Source organism: Arthrobacter sp. R4 (assembly GCF_051365025.1).
Classification (GTDB): domain Bacteria; phylum Actinomycetota; class Actinomycetes; order Actinomycetales; family Micrococcaceae; genus Arthrobacter.
In genome coordinates this window covers 150,164-172,560 of record NZ_JBLWIJ010000002.1, presented here as the reverse complement: position 1 = coordinate 172,560, position 22,397 = coordinate 150,164, and the positions used below count along the sequence as shown (strand labels likewise).

Below are 22,397 nucleotides of genomic sequence, written 5' to 3'. Positions count from 1 at the left end.
ATGTGGGAATGCCCGTCGGAGATTGTGAAAACGCGTTCTTGGAAGCAGCTGCCCATGAAGGAATCGAGCTGATCAGATACAAACAGCCCTGGCTGAATCAGCGGGGGCATTTCGGCTTGCCCCATGAGGCGGCAGCGGCATTTGGTCCCCTGGATGATATTTTCCACGATCTTGGCGGCGACCATGAAGCTCAATCAGCTAAGCGGACAACCGCCCTGCCCGGTGACTTCATCCACCCACCCACTGGGACGATGATCGAAATCGATGAGGTTCAGCATTTCACGAGCTTCCGTATGCGGACCTTCGCCCACTATCCAGCGGACGCCAGCCTGGGTTTCGACTCTGACGAGTACGTGAACTTATGCAGAAAGTACTGTCGAACAGCTGATGTGTACCGCCTCAATAAGGCAGCCTCCGGCTTCGGCCCCGGCGGCAGACAGCGCCAGAGAGCGTATAACGACTCTCTGCGGGATCTGGTAATTCCTGCCATGGGCAAGCCGCGCTTGATCCGCATCCCAGCGCCCGACGGCAATGGTGCTGCTGCGTTTGAGCGGAACCGCGTCCGAATTCTGAGGGCACTTTCATGACCCGGCCCCACGTATTCGTCGCTATGGCAGACATGCTCAACCTCAAATGCGATGCCTGGCTGCTTCCGACGGACTCCACCGTCCGAATCGAACAGCATTGGCTGACGGCGAACCCCGACCTCCGAGGAATCGCTGTGGCATCGGCTTCGAAAGATTTCCGAGCAGGGACAGTTCTCGCGGAGCCTGTGGCGCCCTGGGAACTGGCGGATCCACTCCCCGTTCTGACTGCGGTTCCGCTGGATGGCACTTGGGATTCCACTGCTGTTGCGCTTCGACTGGAGGCATTCGTGCGTGCCGCCACCAGTGCCGCTTCCAGTCCGGCCCTGCGGCCTTACAGATTGCTGGCCGTTCCGTTCTTCGGGACGGCCGGCGGCGGCGCAGGAAACCACCTCGGGGCCATGCTGCGCGGGCTGCTGGACGTCTGCGCCAATCTAGCTTCTGAGTTCGCCGTCGACTTGGTGATCGTGCTCCGCGACAAGGCAGCCTTCTCTCTGGCCCAGAAGCTTCGCCGGGACGCGGGCGGCTCGGCGTGCTGGCCTTCGCTTGGTGACGGATTGCATGCCAAAGCGCAAGAGCTCGGCGAGCTCGCGCGATCGGGCCATTTGGTGCCTTTTCTTGGCGCAGGTGTCAGCGTCAGCGCCGGAGCGCCGAGCTGGAGAGAATTGCTTACTGCTTTGCGCGCAGGCGTCGAGTTAGAGGAGGGCGCAGCTGCTGCCTTCGAGAAGCTGGCAGTACTCGACCAGGCCGGTGTGTTGGAGCAGCTCTACATTGACCAGCACGGTTCCCGGGCAGCCTTTGGCGAAGCCGTGGCGAGGGCCGTGGACCTTCAGAGGTATGGCCTCGCCCCCGCGTTGCTGGCCGCCGTCCCCTCTTCGGGAGCAATCACGCTGAACTATGACCGACTTTTCGAGTTGGCGTGCCGCGATGCCCAAAGGCCGCGAACCGTCCTGCCAGAGAACATTCCTGCAGTCGGCAACAGCTGGCTTTTGAAACTGCACGGATCTGTAAGCCAGCCTGCGTCAATTGTTTTGACGCGTGACGACTACCTTGGTTATAACAGCAACCGCGAAGCCCTGTCCGCCTTGGTTAAAGCACATTTGCTGACACACCATCTACTCTTCGTGGGTTTCGGCCTGGCAGACGACCACTTCCACGAGATCGTCCACGATGTAAGGCGGGCTCTACCGGAGGGCCTGTCCGAGGGCCACCACATGGGGACGGTGCTGTCCCTCTTCCATGAACCACTTCAGTCCATGGTCTGGAAAGGCAAACTGGATATCCTTTCGATGCCTGCGGAGTCCAGCGCCGAACACGGGAACGCCGATCAATCAAGGCGTGCGCTAGCGACATCCGGACGAGAGCTCGAAATCTTCCTGGACATGTTGGCCGCTTACGCCACCGACAATCACTCGTATTTGCTGGCACCTGCCTATGACGCCGGCATGAATCACGCTGAGACGCAGTTGCGCGCCCAACTGCTTAAACTGGCCGTGCAGCCGCGACCGCCCGGAACTGATGAAGTATGGGCTTTGCTCGATGAGACACTCGAGCGGCTGGGTCATTCCGGCTCCAACAACGAGGAGAGCGCGTCGTGAGTGTCTAGAGCGTCCGCCCTTCGTTCGAGCGGAAGCCGTACGTACGGCCACCAGCCAAGACCGGAATTGATTTGACGGTACCGCAGCGTTCGATGTTCCACGTAGATCAACGCCCCCACTTCCTGGATCTATCCGTCCCGAAGCAATCCGCCTACCATTCGACGAACCATCAGCTCACTTCATTCACATAGACGGCGTTCGAAAGTCGTTCGAGATGTCGGTCCTGGGCAACCGTTACGTCAATCAGCTGCTGAACCGTCAGGCCCGCGATCTTCTTATACCGGTAGATAAAGTCGGGATCGAAGTGGCCGAACGGGCCTTCTGACTTGGAACTGGACGATATGGCCACGCCGGTCGTCCCGAGGATCTCGTCGAGATGCTCAAACGAGAAGAATTCCGGGTGTGCTCGTGCGAACTCTGCCCGTTTCGATTTCGCCGGTTGTCCTTTGCCATTGAGATGGTCGAGTACGAGGGCAAGGCGCAGAACTCCCTCTTGATACTGCCATCCAGCGACGATTTCCTGGTCACCTGCCACGGTCCGCGTGAACCAGGAAATTTGGGGAAGCGAATGGCTCATGCCGCTTTCAACCCCGGATGGGTCGAGTCCCAGATCGGCCACTTTTTCGCTAAGCACGCCGGCAACGTGGGCGGCGCGCGCTTTCATCAGTCCTGTCACGGCCTGCTTGGGTTGTGCATGAGCTAGGGACAAGGCGTCAGGGAAAGCCTCCTCCTCGGTGCTTGAAATCAATGCATGCGCCATCAGCGCTGACAAAGCGCGGAGCACAGTGCAGTAGCGACGCACCGTCTCAACCTCGTACGAATCTGGGGTTTCGTCGAATGCCAACTCCAAAGATTCGGCTAACGTCTCGAAGCTAAAGTGATGCCACACAATCGGGGAGCCGTCTTTGAATCGAAGCCCTGTGGAGTATCCGCGCTCCAAAAAGGAGTGTCTGGTCGGGCTCAGCAGGAAAGCGCCGCCAACTTTCAAATTCCATTTCGACATCTTGCCGGCGTAATTATTGAGTTGATCGCGGTGCGGGACGGAAAAGACCTTGTTCTCGATCACCAAGGATCCCCGGTCCGGCCAATGCATGACCAGGTCGAGGTTCTCCCGCTCGCGCTCTACACGTCTGTCTCCCGAGCCCGCAGCCCCGCCAGCGACCAACGATCCGAACACTTCGTCCGCCTGCCCCGGAAAAGTCTCGAAAATCCAGGCCAGGAGGTTGCTGTGAAAGAGCTCACTGTTGCCGAACATGATTCTGCCAAGGGCCTCGGTTTGCAGGAGACCCGAGATGTCTTCGGCATTTTCGTCAGCCGGGCCGGGCACACCCTCCAAGAATAGGCGGACAGGGTTGGCAGCCCCTTTCCCCGGCGCCAAGTGCCGAACGGATGCGTTTAGCCAAGACCGCGTCTCGTCGGTCTCGCGGCCTTCGAAGTACCAACGGGTCGACGATCCCGCGGCCTCCCACGGTGCCGTTCCGTCGTCGGCTCTGCCCCACCTGTCAATCTCGTAGGCGGCGCGAACCACACCATCGGCAATTCCAAGGGCAATTTCCGCCCGGTTCCGACTTCCCTCGCTGATACGCCAGTTACCGCGAGTCGCGTCGTAAAGCCGTGCCTGGGACTTATCTTCCCGGTAGGTCTTGCTGATCACGAACATCACCACTCGGCGCTGAATGGCCGGCACAGGCATTAGTTCCAGGCCGCCTTCAGCAGTACTTAGTTTCAAAATGCTTCCTTGGATTAGAAACGGAACGGCTTTAGGAGTTCTCTACTTCGGCAAGATGTCGCCGAGAACTTCCAGAATCAGCGGGTAAATGCGCCCGTCGAGTGCACGGTACCGCGAATGAAGATCAATCGTGCGTTCCTGGATTTCCAGCCAGCCAAAATTGTCCATGCGTGCAACGGGTTTCACCGTCCCGGATCAGCGCCCAGCGCGTGTCTTCCCATGGCTGGAGACGGTCGCGCGAAGCCAATGACGCAGAGTCCAACGGTCCGCCAATGTATTCGCCCGTTGCCCAGTCCGCCCGGTCTCCCACCGTGAGCTCGAGCATCGAAGCCATCACGCGGTAGCCCAGCGCACGGGGCGTTGTCGCCGGCGACTTGTTTGGACGATGGAGGCCTTGGAATTCTTCCAGGGCTATCGCAATCGCTCTGGCGCTGGGCATGGCCAAAGCCCTGTCCCATGGGATCTGGAAGTCCCCAGTGGAGCCGGCAGTGAAGCCCAGGCCACAACGACGTGCCTGGTACTCAAGGCCACTGGCGTTGGTCATCATCAAGGCGTCAGCGTGGGCCGCGGATCCCCCGTCACCCGTCAGCCCGATGAAGAGACCCGGGTCCCGGCGACTCAACTCGCTCGCCACCCGCCACGACAGGGCGTTGATTTGCCGATACCCAAGAGTCCCGCGTTCTGCGTGGATCATTGCACTCCCTTTGTGACGGCGACTGCCTTAGTCACCTCGTCGTTGAGACCATTCTTTATGCAGAGGACCGACCCGGCACGAACGCCTCGCGGGACAACTGTTATTCCCCACCCCGCACCCACAACCGCGAGGGCCTCCCCCGCGTCCCGTCCGACATCTGCCCCGTTCCCGCCAGCTTGGGCTCCATGAACCGCCGGAACGTGTCGCGCATCAAAGGAGCACCGGCCACGGCCTCATGCAGCTCCCGTAGGTCCTTCAAAGTGAACGGCTCATCGAGCAACGCGCCAGGATCCGGGGCCTCCGCGTAAGCAGCCCGCAGCCACTCCACGGCCTTGGCCACGATGTCCGCGTGCCCATAGGGAAGCCCGGCGATCAACTCCGGCTCCCCGGTCACGGAAGCCAGCCTAGCGCCGTCGGATTTCAACGCTTTCTTCAACGCCGCCAGCGGCACCACGTCCACGTGCGCCACCGACAGCACCCAGCCGCGGTCATCACGCCCCGGCTCGTCAAACACCTGCAGCTGCCGCGGCACCCGCCCCGAGATCCCCGCCTTCTCCCGCAGGCACCGCAGCACCGCGTCCGCCAGGGTCTCGCGTTCCCGCAGGAACGTTCCCGGCAGGGCCCACTTCCCGTGCTGATGGTCCTCCGCGCGGCGCACCAGCAGCACGCACACGCTGCCCTCCGAAACGGTCAGCACCGCCGTATCCACCGCCACCGACGGCCGCGGGTAGTCGAGCAGGGATGGGCCTGCGCTGTTCTTGGAATCCTTCACACCTCCATTTATTGCAGTCTTGCGCTAAAGAAGCAACCGGCCCATACTGGAACAATTAGCGCAGAAATGCATTAAATCAACCGGAGGTCACCATGAAAGTCCCACAGCTCCACGTCGGCGCCGGCAGCAGGCTCGGCCCCCTCAGCACCTTCCCCGTCTGGACCTCCGGCTCCGGCAGCCTCGGCATCAGCACCGGCACCCACGCCGACGTCGCAGTCACCGAACTCGCCGGCGGCGCCCAGGTGGCCCGCCTCACCGTCACCAACAACGGACCGCACCCCGCACTGCTGCTGGAAGGCGAGCTGCTCGAAGGCGGACAGCAGCACCGGACCTGCGCCCGCGACGTCGTCCTCGGCCCGGGCGAAACCCGCGACATCGACACCTTCTGTGTCGAGGCCGGCCGCTGGGAAGCCGGCCAAACCACCCACCGCCGGCAGGCCCGGCGCGCCCCGTTCAACGTCTGGTCCGAACTGGCCAACGGCATTGGCGGCGAGCGCGGCGGCAACCGGCAGGGCCGCATCTGGGAGCGGGTCAGCCGCTTCGACAGCGCCCGCGGCGCCTCCGCCACGAGCTCCCTCCTCCAGCACATGGACTGGTTCAAGGACGACAAGGAGAAACGGAACCGCTTCGGCGCCGCGGACGCACCGAAGCCGCTGGAAGGCCAGCGCGGCGTGGTGATCGGCCTCGGCCGGCAACCGCTGCTCCTGGAGGTCTTCGGCACCAGCACGCTCTTCCTCCGCCACTACCGCCAGCTGATCGAGGCGGCGCTGCTGGACCTCGAGCTCCTCTCACCCCAGGTTCTGGCCTCCGGACCGATGCCCGGCCAGCGCGCCCGCGACTTCGCCGCCCACGTCCAGGCGATGGACTTCGGAACCTTCGACGGCGGCGCGGCGGCCGTGGAGGTCCGCGACCACGGCGCGCTCCGAAGCCGCAACATGTCCCGCGCTGCGGGAGCTGTCACGGCCGCCGGCATCGCCGTCGCGCTCCCCCAGCGCCGCCCCCAGCTGGCCCACCTGACCGGCTGGAACACCCAACACCCCCTGATGGAGATGGCATGAAACTGAACCCCCTGCAGAATGACCGCGCGGCCGGCGTCCTCGTCGCCCTGGCCGCGGGCGACGCCCTCGGAGCCGGCTACGAGTTCGGCGCGCCGCTGCCGGACGGCGCCGAAGTCACCATGAAGGGCGGCGGTCCGTTCGGGTTCGCGCCGGCCGAGTGGACCGACGACACGTCCATGGCCATCCCGATCGCCCAGGCGCTGCTGGAGTCAGCGTCCGACGCTGGCTCCTCCTCCCCCGCGGCGCTCACCATGGTGGTCCGGGCGTGGACGTCCTGGGCTGCGGAGGCGAAGGACGCGGGCGCGCAGACAAGCTCCGTGATCGCGGCAGCCCGCCGGATGGCTTCGGCTGCCGGGCGGAGCAAGGTGCACGCGGCCGACTTCGCTGCCGCAGCCTCGGACTTCCACGCGCGCACCGGCCGCAGCGCCGGCAACGGCTCGCTGATGCGGACGGCCCCGCTGGCCCTCGCCTACCTGAACCGGGATCCTTCTGAGTTGATGGCTGCTGCGGCTGTGATGAGCGCGCTGACCCACGCAGATCCGGACGCGCAGGAGGCCTGCGGGCTGTCGTGCGTGGCGATCCGTCACGCGGTTCTCACCGGTCTGCTCGATGTCCGGGCGGGCCTGCAGCTGCTGCCCGCCGAACGCGCTGGCGTGTGGCGGGAGCGGATCGAGACGGCCGAGCGTTCCCGTCCCCGCGACTTCACCCGCAATGGCTGGGTGGTTGAGGCCTTCCAGGGCGCGTGGAGCGCCATCCACTACGCTGGCTTCTCGGCGTCCGGCCCAGCCCACCTGCGGGCTGCCTTGGAGGAGGCCGTGCGCGGCGGCCGGGACACCGACACGGTAGCAGCGATCGCCGGTGGGCTGCTGGGTGCTGCGTACGGCTACACCGCTGTGCCCTTCGAGTGGCGGCAGCGCCTCCACGGCTGGCCGGGCATGCGGGCACGGGATTTGATGGTCCTGGGCATGGAGCTCGGCCGTGGCGAGGGCCGCCGGTCCGCGTCCTGGCCGCGCGCCGAGCGTCACGACTACAGCATGTGGAGCCGCACCGATGTGCTCGTTCAGCACCCGCATGACGACGGCGTGTGGCTCGGCGGGGTCGGCTCGCTTGGGCGAATGAATGAGCTGGGCATCGACGCGGTGGTGTCGCTCTGCCGGCTGGGGTCCGTGGACGTCCTTGGCCTTTCCCCGGAGGACCATGCCACCTTCTGGGTGGTCGACTCCGCTGTTGAAGGCGACAACGCAGATGCGGCCTTTGTCCTCAGGGAGGCGGCGGCCGCCGTCGAACGCTACCGTGCGGAGGGCAAGACGGTGCTGCTCCACTGCGTCCGGGCGGAGTCTCGGACACCGACTGTGGCTGCCCTTTATGGGGCGCAGGTGGCCGGGGTGTCTCCGTTGGAGGCGCTGGAGGATGTGCTGCGGGCACTGCCCAACGCGCGGCCGAATCCTCTCTTCATGAATGTGCTGGGAGATGCGGAGGCTGCGAGCGAGGCTCTGCCCGGGCGGAGGCACGCATGAGGATGTCCAATGTCAGAGCCTGCATCTACCCTGAATCAAACCTGCAACCGAGATGGAAGGGCAGAAGTCATATGCCAAAGCGTCATCGTCACCGGCAGTCTTCCCACTCTTCGCCTGCGCCCGAAAAGTCGCATGACGTCTCTTCCCCCGACTCCAGCGCAGACCCCAAACCGGAAGACCTGGCTGCCCTCCTGCTGGAGCAGTCCCGTGTGCGACCGGTGGTGGTTATCTCCCGCCTCGCCGACGAGGATAGGCCGCGATTGGACGGGGACAGCATTGCCCTCGAGCTAAAGGGTGTAGCCGACGTCGTCGTGGTGACCAATGGGCCGTTCACCTACGAACTCGAAAAGCTGTTGCCGCCCGACACCCACATCTTCGGCAGTGCCGCCAGGGTTTATCCGCCCGGGCTGAGATGGACCGCGGACCCGTACAGCAGCCCTCTTCGGCTGGTCCGAACCCCTTCGGACGTCGCGACCGTCACCGCACAAATTATCAGGGACGCCGAGGACCTCGCTTTCTCGGGCAGTTGGAAGACAGCCAGCCCCGCCGGCAAAGGAAACTCCCGGGAAACCGGGCTGGTGAAAAGCATCGCCCCCGATGGATCAAGGGCTGTGGTGGAGCTCGACAACGGACAGCAACTGTTTCTGCCTGCGGAGTCCACCGGTCTTGGTGTCCCCCTGCATTGGATCCTGAGCGAGGGCATGACGATTTCCGGCGCCTTCGATACGGCAAAAAGGGTCTTTTCGCTCGCGCCTATCGAAGCGGCTATTCCAGGCGAAGGCCGTGAGGACGGCGATTTGGTGCCTGCCCTTGTCCGTGCGGTAGGGGTAGATTCAGCAGACTTATCCTTGGTTCCAGGACACTCCCACACTATGGCTCTCAGCAGCATCTCCTACAACGAGCTGGATTCTGTTGCCGACCTTCTCACGGAAGGCGAAGTTGTGGCGGTCAGGATCCATAGAAACAACGGTCACATCAGGCTGTCGATGCTCGACGTTGATGACTCCGAACCGGTGCTGACCGCTCCAGAGCTGATTCCTGGCGGAAGCCCCTGGCTTGTTCCCGGCCGCGATCTACTGCCGAGGGTGCCCGAGGCCCCGCCCGGCCGGTTGACTCCGCCTTCCCGGGAAGTGCAGAACCAGAGTTCAGTTTCGGGAGCCGCAGCGCTGAAATCCGTGGAACTGGCACTGGCCGCCGAACGTGCCAAGCGGCAGCAGCTCGAAATGGAGCTCACAGGGTTGAGGTCAGCTAACCATCGGCATGAGATGCACGCGGCGGAGTTGGATGCGGACGTTATGCTTGGCCGCCAGCAGGCCGCCGAGCTGGCTGGGCTGCAGCAGGAAGCCGATCGCCTCCGCCGTGACCTCACCGCTGCCAGTAAGCAGCTCTCCGACCTGAGGAAGAAGCTTCGCGGAGTCCGCAGGGAGGAAGCAACCCTGGAGCGAGTGTTTCTGGACCCCGAAGAGAATTTCAGATTCCAGCTCCACTCCACATGGGCGGTCCAGGTCCCGGCCGCCGAGAAGCCCCGGCTCACAATGGGACCGTACCGGCTCGGGGAAAACTTCCTCAAGAGCCTCAACGAGCAACCCAGGGAGAAACAAAAGAAGGCCCTCAAAGCCATCGTTGATCTCCTGGCTAATGACCCGGCGAGGCTCAGCGCCAGGGAAGCGCATCCATTGCGCACCAGTGCGTCCGGGGGAGCGGACGTCTTGACGCGCAACAACGGCAAGGACGCCTGCTGGCGGCTCTACATAGAACAGAATATTGCGGCAGCAAGGCGTCTCCACTATTGGAAGTGCGCGGACGGTGTCATCGAACTTTCCAGCGTGACAGTCCACGACGGAATGCAGATTTAGCTGTCTCCACGCAGAATGTCGGACCTCGTATTCAGAATGCTTTCAGGCCTCGCAGAAGAGCGCCAAGAGGTACTTTCGGAAGGAACGTCATGGCTGACGGATACGAGGTTTTTGATACTGGGCACAACAAAGTAGTGCCACGACACCAACCGCTGACCGAGAAACAAATAAGACAGGTCATGGTGGCGCTGCGGTCACTACACTTGGACAGCGCCGAAGCGGCTCGAACGGTGCTGCTCAAGGGTTCGGGCCGCCGGATCAGACTTGTGACAGAACTATATGATGTCGAACTTCCAAAAGTTCTGTCGTACATTGCCAAAGAAAAACGCCGCCGACTCTCAACCGATTCCCCTGCCCCGCCTACGTCAGCTTTCGTCCGTCTGGTCGACGCTCTCCGGACCTTCCGTTCCCTGACTGCCGTGCATCCAAAGCACCACGTCGAGGACACGAAGAAGCGAGATGCCGTGCAGCCCAACTACCAAGCGCAGGGACTCCAGCCGCTCAACAAGCTCAACGTCTGTGGCAAATGCGTGGTGCCACGCACTCCAGGTCCCGTCCGCATTATCGAAACCTGTTATTTCACCGACAACAGAATCATAGATTGGGATAAGCCCGGGACGTTTACGCGCCATGAGCTTGCTGGCCGTCGTGGCGCCTATGCCCCAGCGAGTGCTCCTGTCCCTCCGAAGGAGCCGCCAAAGACGCAACGAAGGAGTTCCATTACCAAAATATTGGTCATGTTCCTCGAACGGGATGTCCTTAAGTGACAAATCAGGCGGAATGTATCCGAGCAGAGTGCCCATGTCGTGTGAGTGTTCGCCAAGGATTCCCAACGCGGCTCTTGCCGGCACATGCTTGGACAGGCACGCTACGGCGATCAGATCATCCGCGGTGATGGCGTTGGGCACATTAGTGCCGAACGTATCGAAATGGGCCCCAGTGAACTCCTTGCCGACCCACTCGGCGAGCCCGAAATAGCGTTTCAAATATGAGCTCGCGGCTTCGTTAGAAATTTCTTGGAATGCACTGGAAGATTGTCATGCTGTGTCCCCCGTCTGATTGGTTCTTTGGCCTGGCTAGGCACTCCACGCCGAACTCAGGACAATCTACTCCGCCGGAGCCGTCATAGGGAGGGTTTCGACGAGCTCAGACGAAACACCACTCGGGGCACACCGGCCTTAGCGCCGAGGTCAACTCTCACAGCCTGTGTTGGGTCCACCATTATGCTCTGGCCTACCGAAACCGCGGCGATTGGCACCACTGCGACGTGCGCGCTGTTCTCGATGATGCGGTCCGCATTCAAGGCCAGCGACTACTCCGTCCTAGGGTGTCAGGCAGCGAGGACGAGCAGACCAGCAGAAACCTGCGCGGTGGCGTCGGCCAGCAACCTGGCCAGCTGCCGCGAACCGCAAACGTCGCCGGCAGCAAGGCAAATGAAAAATTGGTCAGCGCCCCATGCCTGTACGCCACAGAACCGGCTGCCGGATAGCGTCGGATCCTGCTGGTACAAATATGATCTGAAACAACTTCTGAATTCCGTGGAGAGCAATACCACGCTGCGGTGTCCGGAGCATAGCAACCGTGCGCGTGCAAATGCGCAGCAGTGGAAAGATCGATACCCGTGATGGAATTGCTCAGTGGAGCCAGCGTAGGCACGTTCAAGAATCTTGTTTGGATCACTGCGGTGGTGATCGGCCTCCTGTTCCTCATTGGAAGCCGCGTTTCCACTGCGCGGAAAATCGCAGCGAGGGTGGTCACTGCCCTCACGGCAGGCACGGCGGCTTTTGCCGCAGCCAATCTTGCGGTGGTCTTCTACATCCTTGCCCACCTTATGGATCCGCGCTGGTCGGTCGGGAGGGACGCAACGGTCGAGAGCCCTGAACTGTCTGCGGGGCCGTTCTTCCAGCCAATAACCGACACGCTGAATGACATCCTGGACGGCCTGACCGGCAGCGTTAACAACGTCATCGCACTGAAGAACGCGTTCCTCACGATGCCGGACTTTATTGTCGCCGCGGGCTGGGCGTCCGTTGTGCTGGTAGGTCTCGCCATCACGAATCGCATCCTTTCCTCGATTATCGAAAAGGACCAAATGAAGCAGATCGACCGGAATACGCGGGATCTGGCTGACATTCGCGCTCAGTTCGGGCTGGCCCCCTTCCAGGACGCCAGGGTCGGGGCACGATGAGGTGCATTCCGGAAGAACCTGAGTTCGGCGAAGGACACCACGCGGAAAAGGCTGTCTGGACCGCCCTGCGGAACAGCCTCCCCGATGACTGCGTCCTGGCCCACTCGGTCCACGTCCGCGACGGCCGGAACGAATACGAAATTGACCTGCTGGTCCTCTGGCCCAACGTTGGCATGGCCGCGATTGAGGTCAAGGGCGGTCAGGTAAGCATCACGGACGGGCAGTGGTACCAGTCGGACCGCACCCAAAGACGCCAGATCCAAAGCCCCGTGGCGCAGTCCCAGAGCTCACTCCACGCCCTCAAGAACTGGCTGGAGAACCAGCTCGGTGCGCGCCTGAGCAGCCGCTGCGTCTACATGGTCAGCCTGCCCTACACCGACGTGCCCCGGGACTGGAACATGGCAGGCTGCCCCCGGTCGCTCATCCTCGACCAGACCGGCAGCAAGTCCCCCGCCGACCTCGTCCGCCAAGCTATCGAAAACGAAGGCGGCGGCGCCTCCCCGCTGGCCCCGGCCTTCTTGGAACGCATCGTCCGCAAGCTGGGCGGAAACCTGGACACCGCCGTCGTACCTTCCACCACGTCGCAGGAGGACGAGGCAGCGCAGGACCACCTCACGGAACGCCAGTCCGTGCTGCTCCAGGCAACCCGCTCACTCAACAGGGTCCGTTTCACCGGCGGCGCGGGCAGCGGAAAGACGTGGCTCGCCGTCGAGAAGGCCAAGCTGCTCAGCAAGCAGGGCAAACGCGTAGGCCTCTTCTGCTACAACAAAGGCCTCGGGCAATACCTCCAGGACCGCGTCGGGACATGGAAACGGCAAGCCAAGCCGGTGTTCACGGGCGAGTTCCACGAATACGTGCGCGGGCTGGGAGTCCCGGACGGCTCGGGGCAGGATTATTTCGACGTCGAGATGCCCCGCCTCCTGAAGGAGCTGGCAGCCGGACTGAAGCCGCACGAGCGGCTGGACGCCGTCGTCGTCGATGAAGCGCAGGACTTCGCGCCCCTGTGGTGGGACGCGCTTCTCGCGTGCACCAGCAACCCGGACGCGGGTGAGGTATACGCGTTCATGGACGACCGGCAGGACGTCTACCAGCGCTGGGGAGGCGCGACGGCGGACCTCACCAGCGGCCCGATGGCCACCTTCGTGCCCATCCACATCGACGATAACCTCCGGAACACCGTCAAGATCGCTGAGACGTTCAAGCCATTCGCCGGCGAATACTTCAAGCCCCGCGGCAGCACTGGCCTGCCGGTCCGGTTCGTGGACTGCCCGGCGGAGGAGGCACTCGACGTTGCCGGGGACTGCCTGGAGGCGCTGATCGAGGAAGGCTGGGCGAACAACCAGATCGCCCTCCTCACCACCAAGGACCGCCATCCCGTCCACCTGGACTATTTCGAACGGGGCGCCACGGAGGAGTACTGGCGGGACTTCCATGCCAACGAGGGTGAGTTCTACGGCCATGTGCTGGGGTTCAAGGGCCTGGAACGGTCCGTTGTTGTCCTCTGCGTCAACGGGTTCAAGGACATGGGCCGGGCACGGGAACAGCTCTACGTCGGGCTGTCCCGGGCACGCAGCCTGCTGGTGGTTGTGGGTGATTCGGGGCTGCTGGAGGAGGCCGGCGGCCGCGATCTCAAGCTCGCGCTGTCCCGCAGCCAAGCGTGGAAGCCTGCGCTGGAAGACGGTTAGTGGCGCTGCTCACCTAGATTGTCGGTGCCCCGCAATACCCTTCAGGCACCAGATCAGAACCGTCCAATGGGGGATGAAATGCCAGAACTAGCCGACGCCGGGTCCCACCCGGTCGCGACGCTTCCGCCGGTGCCCGTCCAGGCTCCGCCCGCGGCGGTGCCTGCCTCCTACGAGTACGCCTTCCTGTATCCGTGGCAGCAGGAAGCGCTGAAGGCCTGGCACTCGAATGCGCGCCGCGGCGTGGTGGAGGCCGTGACCGGTTCCGGCAAGACGCGCGTTGGGATCGCCACCGCTTTCGAGGCAGTCCGGCAGGGCATCAAAGTCCTGATCCTGGTGCCCACGGCCGAGCTGCAGCGCCAATGGCTGGTGTCCCTGCGCCGGGACCTGCCCGCCGCTCGGCGTGGTGCCCTGGGCGACGGCCGGGCCGATTCCCTCGACGACGTCGACATCCTCGTCGCCATCGTTCACTCCGCGTCCAACCGGGAGACGCTCCGCTCGCACAAGGCCGGACTGATCATCGCTGATGAGTGCCACCGCTATGCGGCGCCCATGTTCACCGGCGCCCTCCAGGAAGGGTACGCCTGGCGGCTTGGGCTCACCGCCACGTTCGAAAGGGCGGACGGCGAGCACGAGAACCTCCTGACCCCCTACTTCGGCGGCGTCATCTACAACCTCTGGTACGACAGGGCGCTGAAGGACCAGGTCATCGCCCCCTTCGACATCGCTTTGGTTGGCGTTGATCTGACGCCGTCGGAACAGAATGACTATGACGAGTTCTCGACGGTGATGGCGGAGGCGGCGCGGAACCTGGAGACGTACGCCGGCATCCCGCGGCGGCCCTTCCCCCAGTTCATCACTGCCGTGGCCGCGCTGGCCGCTTCGGATTCGCCCAGCCGGGAAGCAACCATCGCGCGCAGGTACATGCTGGCAATGTCCTCGCGGCTCACCCTGCTGGCGGAGGCGAAGACAAAGTACTTGGCGCTGGCAGCTCTGAAGGGAACGGTTGATGGGTCCCGCGGGACCTTGGTCTTCACGCAGACCCAGGACTCAGCCCGGCGGGCACAGGAGGTGTATACGTCCCTCGGATCGACGGCGTCGGCCGTGGTCAGCGGCATGGCCAAGGATGACCGCCGGCAGGGCCTTGAGGATTTCCGCACCGGCGCATCACAGGTTCTGACCGCGCCGCGGCTCCTCGATGAAGGCATCGACGTCCCGGAGGCCGACCTCGGGATCATCGTTGCAGCGAACCGCAGCCAGCGGCAGATGGTGCAGCGGCTCGGCCGCGTTATCCGCAAGAAAGCCGACGGACGGCCCGGACGCCTGGTTGTCCTCTACTCCAAGGGCACGGTGGAGGACCCGGACGTCCAGGGCGAGGAGTTCCTGGGCAAGGTCCTGCCCTTCGCCCGCAACGTGGGGTTCTTCGACATCAGGACGGACCAGGACGGGTTGCAGGAGTTCCTCCGTCAGGCCGAACCTGAAGAGGCTTCACGGCCCGAGCCTGGTGAGCCGACGGCGGGTACGCCCGGGAACGGCGCTGGACCGGAGGTCGGCAGTGAGCTGGAGCCGGTGGTGGAGCCTCCCGTGGAGGAGGACGACGAGAGCGCGCCGACGTCGTTTGATCTTGATGACTCCGGCTGGCTTGAGGAACTCCAGGGACTGGAGGGTTTCAGCGACGACGGTGTATCGGACTACCTCCAGCGGGCAGGCCGCGCGGACCTGCTGACAGCCGAACAGGAAGTGGAGCTCGCCAAGGACATCGAAGCCGGCCTTTACGCCGCCCACCTGCTGGCCGAAGGCCCTCCACGTGGGCGCCGCGAGACCCGGGAGCTCCGGATGATCGCCCAGATGGGCCAGCGGGCCGCGGACGCATTGCTCGAGGCGAACCTCCGGCTGGTGGTCTCCATCGCCAAGAAGTACGTCTACCACGGCATGGACCTGCTGGACCTGATTCAGGAGGGAAATATCGGCTTGCACCGGGCCGTGTGCAAGTTCGACTACACCCTGGGTTACAAGTTCTCCACATACGCGACGTGGTGGATACGGCAGGCTGTCACCCGGGCGCTGGCCGACCAGGCTCGGGTCATCCGGCTCCCGGTCCACATGGTGGAGCAGATCCACAAAATGCAGGCAATTCAGCGTGAAGCGGCCCGGAAGGGCCTCGAATACAGTCTTGAAGAACTCGGCAAGCTCACGGATCAGGCCGCCGCCAAAGTCGAGCGGCTGCTCGCGCTGGACAAGCCCGTATATTCGCTGGACTACCTCGTACCGGACGGCAGGGGCGGCTTGGAGCCGCTGGCGGACCAACTCCTCGATCCATGGCACGTGGATGTTATTGAGCAGATTGCGAAGGGACAGCTGAGGGCCGAAGTTCACGCGGTCCTGGACACTCTGACGGAACGGGAAGCCGGCGTCATTGCGATGCGATTCGGCCTTGACGACGGCGAGGAAAAGACCCTGGATGCCATCGGCAAGGCCTACGGCGTCACGCGGGAGCGCATCCGCCAGATCGAGTCGAAGACCATGGCTCTGCTCAGAGAACCAGAACGATCCCAGTCCCTACGCGAGTACAACTACGGTGGTGTTGCATGACCTGCACGATTTTCCCTTCGGTCAGTCTCGCTCTGGCCGAGCTCGAAGTAATGATCAGCCATGCCCAGGCCGCCGATCCGCTGGCTCCCGTCACCATGCTGGTTCCTTCCCATGCCGCTGGCCTGGACGTGACCCGTTACCTGGGCAGGACCCTCAACGGGGGCGCTGGGAGTGTGGGGGTCAGGGCGTTCACACTCAAGGACCTCGCAACCGAACTCATCGCCGACGACGACGCTTTGAACGGGCGACGTCCCCTTCTTCCCGTCCTCCGGCTTGGAGCCGTGAGCCGCGTCCTGCTGGACGAACCAGGGCTTTTTAAAGATGTCGCCGACCAGCCCTCGACCGCCCGTGCGATAGCCAGGACAGCCGAACTCCTCGACGCGGTTCCGGCTCCCTCCGACCCGGAACTCCCAGAGCTCATGCAGGAAGTGCTGCGGCTTCACGGTGCCTCAAAGGAGGCACTGGGCCGGCAGTGGTACACGGACCATGAGGCTTTCACCCTGGCCAGCAACAAGCTCGGGACCAGGACCGTGACGCAGCGGCTCGGCACCATCATCGACTTCATGCTCGGTACAGAAAACCGTCCCGCCGAGGCAATGTTCAGAGCGAGCCTCGAGGCGGCCGGAATGCAGCGTCTCACAGCGGCCGGCTCGGCAGAGAATGGCGTAAGACTTCTGACAGCGTCCGACGCCGACGATGAAGCCCGCGCCGTGGTGCGCCTCGTCGTCGAGCGGCTTGCAGCAGGCACCCCGGGCCACCGTATCGGAATATTCCACTCGGCCTCCCAGCCGTACGCCGCGCTGCTCACACAACGCCTCAGCCAGGCGGGAGTCACTTTCGTCGGTCCATCAGCCCACCGGCTCATGGACTCGCCATTGGCCCGCGGCCTCCTTCAACTGCTGAAGCTGGACCCGCAGGACCTCGACACCCGCGCGATCCTGAACATCCATGCGGAAGGTGCCTTCTCCTGGCGTGAGCAGAAATTGCCCAGCAGTGCAGCATGTGAAAGGTTCTACGCAAAACCACCCGCCGAAGAGGACTATGCAGGAGCAGACACCTCCGCCCACGCGAACCTCCTTGAAAAGTTCCGGATCTTCCAGTCCTTCAAAGAGGCCCTTGCGGCACGGATAAACCAGGTCCTAGCTGCTGCCTCATGGAATGACGCCTCCGCGTCGCTGATCTCACTTCTTGAGGACTTCATGGGTCCCAGGGGCGCTGGCGAACGTCCGGAGAAAAGCGCTGCCCGCGACGCGCTGGTCGAAGCCGCCTCGGATCTCCGGCATCTGGACCTTGTCGGCCCTTTGCCCCGCCCGGCGCTCCTACAAAGCGCCCTGGAAGACGGCGTAGCCTCAAAAGGCCGCTGGACCGGGAAAAGCGGCACGGGAGTTGTCGTGGGCAGTTTCGCTGATGCGGTCGCCAGGGACCTTGATGTCGTCTTTCTTATGGGGGTTGCGGAAGGGCTTGCCCCAGCACGGACACGGGAGAACCCTCTGCTTCCGGACAGCGCCCGTGCCATGCTGGGCGGGAGTCTCCCAACGGTGGAGCAACGTGCCGAAGCCAGCAAGGAGCAGTTCTTTGCTGCCCTCGCTACAGGATCGGAACGGTTCATTACCAGCCCCCGCGGGGACCTGCGCGGCTCCGGGAGCTACGAAGTGTCACGCTGGATCAACCGCAAGCCTGAGCCACAGAACCAGCTGCGGTCCTTCGCCCACGGCATCGAGAACAGCGCACCCGCCTCCGACGCGCTGCCCCCCACAGCCCAGGAATGGCGGCTGCGTCGTGTCCTTACTGCCGAGGAGCGCACCTCCGTATTGGAAGAGGACAGGGCGCTGCAGCATGCGCTGGCTGCAACTCGCGACAGGCGGGATGGCATTTTCTCCAGGTTCAACGGCAACCTCGGTGCATTTGCGGGGATCATCGCGGACCCCGAAAAGCCACTGTCCCCCACCCGGCTTGAGGAATGGGTCACCAGCCCGTTCAGCTACTTCATGAAACACGTCCTAAAAGTCAGCATCTTGGAGGACTCGGCACTCGAAGTGCAGATTTCGCCGCAGCAACGGGGCAACCTAGTTCACCGAGTGCTGGAAGACTACGTCCGCAGCATCACGAAAGACGGCCTTCCGCCGTCGTCGGACCGCCTTATGGAGTTGGCAAACTCCGCTTTTGAGGACGTCGCAAATCCGGCATGGCTCAGCCACGTGTGGGACCGCAATCAGGCCATGCTCCGCCAAGACCTAAAGCGTGTGCTGGCGGACGACCAAGACAGCTTTACCAAAGGCTGGAAGTATCTCGCCGAAGAGGCGACCTTCGGGCCCGAGGACACGGACAGCCACCCGCCTGTTGAACTGACTCTCGACGACGGCACTACGGTTCGCTTCCGGGGAAAGGTGGACCGGATCGATCAGCATTCCGATGGCAGTATCCGGGTGATCGACTACAAGACAGGCAAGTCGAAAGATTATGAGCCGCTCGCGAAGCACCCGACTGCCGCTGGCACTCGGTACCAGCTTCCCGTCTACGGACTGTTTGCCCGGACCCTCCGTGACAATTCGTCCCATGTCGCAGCGGAATACTGGTTCATCTCGAAAGCAGGCGGTTTCAAGAAAATCGGCTACACCGTGACTGACGAGGTTGTAGATCAACTGCGCGCGGATGTGGGTCTCATCATTACTGCGCTGCGGAACGGAGTCTTCCCGCCACGGCCCGAGTCCGACCGGTACGTCAACTTCACCACCATGATGGGCGCCCAAGAGCTTGGCCAGCAATGGCTTAAGCTTCAAAACGCCCCCGAACTGCAGCCCTATACCCAGCTCCTGAAGGCGGAGAAATGAACCCGGAACTCATGGAACTCACAGACCAGACCGACCGAACACTGATCGAGCAGGCGCTCGAAGCGAACATCTTCGTTGAAGCGGGTGCAGGCAGCGGCAAGACGCATGAACTCGTCGAGCGCATCTGCGCGATGGTTGACGCCGGCGTCGAACTCAAGAGCGTGGCAGCCATCACCTTCACCGAAAAGGCAGCAGGTGAGCTCCGGGAACGGGTCCGCCGGCAGCTGACGGATGCCAGCCCCACAGACCTGCGCCGGCGGGCGCTCGACCAGCTGGATACGGCTCCCATTGGCACCATTCACTCCTTTGCAGCACGCATCATCAGCGAACATCCCATCGAGGCTGGAGTCCCTCCCCTGATCACCGTGGTGGATGAATTGCGGTCCCAGATTGCGTTCACGCGGCGGTGGGAAGATGCCCGCCAGAAACTGTTCACCGACTCGTCCATGGACGACGCACTCCGTATACTCCTCGCCGTCGGCGTTTCGCTGGATCACCTGCAAAACGTTGCGGCTGACCTGGACGCCAACTGGGACCGGTTGGAAAGCCATCCTCCCCGGAGGCGCACCATTCCGACAGTTGACTTGGAGCCCCTTCTGCACAAGGCCACCGACGTTGTCGCCCATTCCGACCACTGCACCGACCCTGCTGACAGACTGTTAGCCGCCATCCAACTCATCAAGAGCTGGCACGGCCGCCTTGCGGAGGCGGAGACAGGCGAACTGGGACTTGTCCTCGAATTGCTCCATGCGGTGCCGCGACCCGACTCTCGTATCGGGCAAAGGGGCAACTGGTCTATTAACGTCGCGGAAGTACGCAGCTCCTGCAAAGATCTCGCCCAGGATGCGATAGCCCTGCGCAACAGCTTTGTGCAGCCCGCCGTTGAAACCGTTACCGCCGCCATGGCCGAGGTCCTTCTTCAGGCGGCTCACGAACGCCAGCGCAGCGGCGAGCTTGAGTACCACGATCTCCTCATCCACGCCCGGGACCTCCTTGTCGGCCAGGACAAGCAGGCTGTCCATGCTGTCCTGCATGATCGCTACCGCTGCATCATGCTGGACGAATTCCAGGACACGGACCCTATCCAGGCTGAACTGGCCACGCGGATTGCCGCTAGTGAGGTTTGTGGGCCCGACGGCTGGGAGCAGCTCAGCGTACCCCCAGGCCGGCTGTTTACGGTCGGGGATCCGAAGCAGTCCATCTACCGCTTCCGCAGGGCCGACATCGCCACCTACCTCGCGGCACAGCAGCGCTTTTCAGAAGACAGGAATTCCAGGACCGCTTCTCTCCAGACCAACTTCCGGTCCACGGGAAAACTCCTTGAGTGGATCAACGGCACGTTCGGCGAGCTCATCACGGCGAACGGCACGGTCCAGCCGGAATACCGCGCCTTGGCGCCCGATCCCCAGCGTCCCGAATGGAGCGATGAACACGGCCCGGCCGTCTCAATCATTGGTCGCGGCGGTGCACAGGCCGACGAAGCGGGAAAGGTCTCGGCCGATGCCATGCGCCGGCAGGAAGCTGCAGATGTTGCCGCAGCTATCAGAGTTGCGACGGGCACGGCAGGGCTGCCGGCGTGGCGGAAGCAAAGCAAGCGGTCCCAGGGATTTAGGTGCTCACCGGTTGAGCTGAAGGACATTTGTGTCCTGATCCCCACCCGGACCACCCTCGCCGCCCTCGAAGATGCACTCGACGACGCCGGCATCGAATACCGGGCTGAGGCTTCGTCGTTGGTCTACTCGACGCAGGAAGTGACCGATCTGCTGCTCGCCATGCGGGCAATCTCCGATACCGCGGATGAGGCGGCGCTTGTGCTGTCCCTGCGGTCGGCGATGTTCGGGTGCGGTGATGATGAACTGTTCGAGTGGAAGCGGGCTGGAGGCCGCTGGAACCTCTTTGCGGAGGCGCCCGATGCGCTTGAAAATTCCACCGTCGCACACGCCATCGCTTATCTTGCCGCCCTGTGCCGGGAGATAGAGGTGATGACACCGGCCGAAATTATGGAGCGCTTTGCTACCGACCGCCGCATGCTCGAGGCAGCCATTGATGCGCCGCGCTACCGGGACGTCTGGCGACGGCTACGCTTTGTCATCGATCAAGCACGGGCTTGGACGGAGGCCACCCACGGCAGCCTGCGCGATTACCTGGTGTGGGCGGCCGTGCAGCAGGAGGAAAACTCACGGGTCAAAGAAGCTGTAGTGCCGGAAACGGACGTCCAGGCCGTCAGGATCATGACCATCCATGCTTCTAAAGGGCTCGAGTTCCCAATGGTGATTCTCGCCGGTACAGGCTCCGGACCCAACAACCAGAAGGCGGCTGCCCTTTGGGATCAGAGCTCACAAGTACAGGTGCATTTCATCGGCGACATACGGTCCGCAGGATACGGAACCGCTGAGGACATAGAAAAGGACTTCGATGATGCAGAACGGCGCCGCCTGCTTTACGTTGCATGCACCCGCGCGGAAAGCCACCTTGTGGTTTCCCACTACGTGAACGCCAGGAATAGTCTCGGCCAGTTCCTCAAGGACGCAGCCGATGCTGTCCCCGCGCCAGATCTCCGTATTCCGGAGGACATGCCGCTCCATGCGAGGACAGCCCACGAAGTCCAAACCGTCAAAGCGTTTGAAGAGTGGCGGCAGCAACGGGATCTTTGGCAGAAGAATTCGGCCCTCGTGTCGTCCACCTCCGTCACGGCGATCGCCAAAGGTGACGGTGAGTTGGCCGGGTTTGAGACCGATACGGCACCGCATTTTGTGAGCATTGACGAGGATGGCTCGCTGCCGTCCTCGGCAGCGTCCGGCGGGGAACATGGCAAGGAATTCGGTACGGCTCTTCACCGGCTGCTCGAGCTGAGTGACCTGCGAGACAGCGAGAACCTCGAAGTGCTCGCCGAAAGGATCGCCAGCGCATCCGGCCTGGCAGATCCCGCTGGCCTGGCTGAACGTGCCCGTTCTGCACTACGCAGCACGCCTGTACAGCGTGCGGCTGACCGCGAGCACTGGCTTGAGCTTCCCGTGGTCACACCCCATAACGGAATGACTCTCGAAGGCATCATTGACCTGATGTACCGCGAGGACGACGAAACCCTGGTCATCGCCGACTTCAAGACTGACATCAGTGTCACGCAGGAGACCCTGGCGGCTTACTGGCGCCAGCTGTCGACCTATGCAGGCATGGTGGAGGGCATCACCGGTCAAAAAGTGAGTGAACTAGTCTTGATCTTCTGCCGAACCGGAGATGGTGAAATCCGCCGTCAGGCACGGCACACCAAAGCAGAGGCCGAGTCGTAAAGTGAC

Annotated in this window: 14 protein-coding genes; 10 read left to right on the top strand and 4 right to left on the bottom strand. The window is 63.0% G+C overall.

The window, feature by feature from the left end; genetic code table 11:
* Positions 1 to 8 precede the first annotated feature (8 nt).
* Both ACLKOZ_RS01440 and ACLKOZ_RS01435 read left to right on the top strand, forming a co-directional pair.
* Positions 9 to 587: a DUF7255 family protein gene (locus ACLKOZ_RS01440; protein ID WP_436472355.1), complete on the top strand. Its 579-nt coding sequence runs from the start codon at positions 9 to 11 to the stop codon at positions 585 to 587.
* Positions 584 to 2,182 carry an SIR2 family NAD-dependent protein deacylase gene (locus tag ACLKOZ_RS01435; RefSeq protein ID WP_436472354.1) on the top strand — a complete coding sequence of 533 codons (1,599 nt, stop codon included), beginning with the start codon at positions 584 to 586 and terminating at the stop codon, positions 2,180 to 2,182. The genes ACLKOZ_RS01440 and ACLKOZ_RS01435 overlap by 4 nt, the downstream gene beginning before the upstream one ends.
* Positions 2,183 to 2,351: 169 nt before the next feature.
* Here ACLKOZ_RS01435 and ACLKOZ_RS01430 read toward each other — a convergent pair whose 3' ends face one another.
* The 3 genes from ACLKOZ_RS01430 to ACLKOZ_RS01420 all read right to left on the bottom strand — a co-directional run bounded on the left by ACLKOZ_RS01430 (position 2,352) and on the right by ACLKOZ_RS01420 (position 5,377).
* Positions 2,352 to 3,911 carry a PD-(D/E)XK nuclease family protein gene (locus ACLKOZ_RS01430; protein WP_436472353.1) on the bottom strand — a complete coding sequence of 520 codons (1,560 nt, stop codon included), beginning with the start codon at positions 3,909 to 3,911 and terminating at the stop codon, positions 2,352 to 2,354.
* 124 nt (positions 3,912 to 4,035) lie between these two features.
* On the bottom strand, positions 4,036 to 4,605 hold the full coding sequence (locus ACLKOZ_RS01425; protein ID WP_436472352.1) for a TY-Chap2 family putative peptide chaperone: 570 nt from the start codon (positions 4,603 to 4,605) through the stop codon (positions 4,036 to 4,038).
* 100 nt (positions 4,606 to 4,705) lie between these two features.
* Positions 4,706 to 5,377, bottom strand: coding sequence for an NUDIX hydrolase (locus ACLKOZ_RS01420; RefSeq protein WP_436472351.1), 672 nt, complete (start codon positions 5,375 to 5,377; stop codon positions 4,706 to 4,708).
* Positions 5,378 to 5,469: 92 nt separating this feature from the next.
* Between ACLKOZ_RS01420 and ACLKOZ_RS01415 the strand changes: the two genes are divergently transcribed.
* From ACLKOZ_RS01415 to ACLKOZ_RS01405, 3 genes are all read left to right on the top strand, one after another.
* The gene (locus ACLKOZ_RS01415; protein WP_436472350.1) at positions 5,470 to 6,435 is read left to right on the top strand and encodes an ARPP-1 family domain-containing protein; all 966 of its coding nucleotides are present in this window, start codon (positions 5,470 to 5,472) and stop codon (positions 6,433 to 6,435) included.
* Positions 6,432 to 7,952, top strand: coding sequence for an ADP-ribosylglycohydrolase family protein (locus ACLKOZ_RS01410; RefSeq protein WP_436472349.1), 1,521 nt, complete (start codon positions 6,432 to 6,434; stop codon positions 7,950 to 7,952). The genes ACLKOZ_RS01415 and ACLKOZ_RS01410 overlap by 4 nt, the downstream gene beginning before the upstream one ends.
* A 71-nt stretch (positions 7,953 to 8,023) precedes the next feature.
* Positions 8,024 to 9,808 carry a hypothetical protein gene (locus tag ACLKOZ_RS01405; RefSeq protein ID WP_436472348.1) on the top strand — a complete coding sequence of 595 codons (1,785 nt, stop codon included), beginning with the start codon at positions 8,024 to 8,026 and terminating at the stop codon, positions 9,806 to 9,808.
* 365 nt (positions 9,809 to 10,173) lie between these two features.
* Here the strand turns inward: ACLKOZ_RS01405 and ACLKOZ_RS01400 are convergent, their stop codons facing one another.
* Entirely contained in the window at positions 10,174 to 10,794 is a 621-nt protein-coding gene (locus tag ACLKOZ_RS01400) for a DUF6308 family protein (RefSeq protein ID WP_436472347.1), read from the bottom strand.
* 638 nt (positions 10,795 to 11,432) lie between these two features.
* Between ACLKOZ_RS01400 and ACLKOZ_RS01395 the strand changes: the two genes are divergently transcribed.
* The 5 genes from ACLKOZ_RS01395 (at position 11,433) to ACLKOZ_RS01375 (ending at position 22,391) form a co-directional block, all read left to right on the top strand.
* Entirely contained in the window at positions 11,433 to 11,996 is a 564-nt protein-coding gene (locus ACLKOZ_RS01395; RefSeq protein WP_436472346.1) for a hypothetical protein, read from the top strand.
* Positions 11,993 to 13,681, top strand: coding sequence for an NERD domain-containing protein (locus ACLKOZ_RS01390; protein ID WP_436472345.1), 1,689 nt, complete (start codon positions 11,993 to 11,995; stop codon positions 13,679 to 13,681). The genes ACLKOZ_RS01395 and ACLKOZ_RS01390 overlap by 4 nt, the downstream gene beginning before the upstream one ends.
* Positions 13,682 to 13,759: 78 nt before the next feature.
* A complete protein-coding gene (locus tag ACLKOZ_RS01385; protein ID WP_436472344.1) occupies positions 13,760 to 16,270 on the top strand; it encodes a sigma-70 family RNA polymerase sigma factor in 2,511 nt (836 codons plus the stop codon).
* Positions 16,267 to 19,101, top strand: coding sequence for a PD-(D/E)XK nuclease family protein (locus tag ACLKOZ_RS01380; RefSeq protein WP_436472343.1), 2,835 nt, complete (start codon positions 16,267 to 16,269; stop codon positions 19,099 to 19,101). The genes ACLKOZ_RS01385 and ACLKOZ_RS01380 overlap by 4 nt, the downstream gene beginning before the upstream one ends.
* The gene (locus tag ACLKOZ_RS01375) at positions 19,098 to 22,391 is read left to right on the top strand and encodes a UvrD-helicase domain-containing protein (protein ID WP_436472342.1); all 3,294 of its coding nucleotides are present in this window, start codon (positions 19,098 to 19,100) and stop codon (positions 22,389 to 22,391) included. The genes ACLKOZ_RS01380 and ACLKOZ_RS01375 overlap by 4 nt, the downstream gene beginning before the upstream one ends.
* Positions 22,392 to 22,397 lie beyond the last annotated feature (6 nt).